The sequence below is a fragment of the Mycobacterium sp. 1245801.1 genome, from assembly GCF_001673055.1.
Classification (GTDB): domain Bacteria; phylum Actinomycetota; class Actinomycetes; order Mycobacteriales; family Mycobacteriaceae; genus Mycobacterium; species Mycobacterium europaeum_A.
On the sequence record NZ_LZKY01000200.1, the window covers coordinates 1 to 620 of the forward strand.

The following is a 620-nucleotide window of genomic DNA, read 5'->3' on the forward strand; positions in this document are numbered from 1 at the left end:
CAGCTGGCGGCCACCGTCGACTCGCTTGCCGAGCGGGCCAATCCTCGGCGCCTGGCCGACGACCTCAAGGTCCGGGTGATCGGCTTCGTGCAGAAGCCCGTGGTGCTGGCCTCGCTGGCCGGGGTCGGGGCCCTCGTCGTGGTGGTGGCGGTGCGCCGCGTCAGGAATCGGTGACGCGCCCAGTCTGGACGTATACCGGGATGTCGTCGGCCCAGGGCTGATTGGTGGCCATGTCGTCGACGTCGCAGTAGCCGCGTTCGAATTCGCCCGTCGCGGCGTCGACCAACCTGTATTCCTGCCGCTGTTGGTGGATGGGCTGGGCATCGAGGATCACCACGCGCACCTCGCCCGGCTCGAACCCGCACCGCTGCTGCAGCGCCTCGATCAGGCATTCGTTGTGCATGTGGCCGTCGCCGAAGTTCCAGCCCAGCACCATCGAGCACAGGACTTCACCCTCACACAGGTTGTAGTCGTCCTCGTCGTAGTCGGCCATCGCCCGGTGCGCCAGGGTGAGCAGCGCGCGCCCGTGGGTGTTCATCCCCCGGAACGCCAAGGCCAGGTGCAGCGGGATCAGGGTTTCCTCTTTGCTGCCGTACAACCGCTCGAGCTGCTGGTGCTGC

2 protein-coding genes are annotated in these 620 nt (G+C 67.6%); one reads left to right on the plus strand and one right to left on the minus strand.

All coding sequences use genetic code 11. The features are described 5' to 3' along the window. The coding region (locus tag A5622_RS28210; protein ID WP_082972023.1) for a DUF3618 domain-containing protein at window positions 1-174 on the plus strand (174 nt) is incomplete at its 5' end. Here the strand turns inward: A5622_RS28210 and A5622_RS12655 are convergent. Beyond that, window positions 161-620 (minus strand): DUF3556 domain-containing protein (locus A5622_RS12655; protein WP_197499389.1); only part of this gene is annotated, 460 nt, incomplete at its 5' end. The two genes, A5622_RS28210 and A5622_RS12655, sit on opposite strands and share 14 nt — an antisense overlap.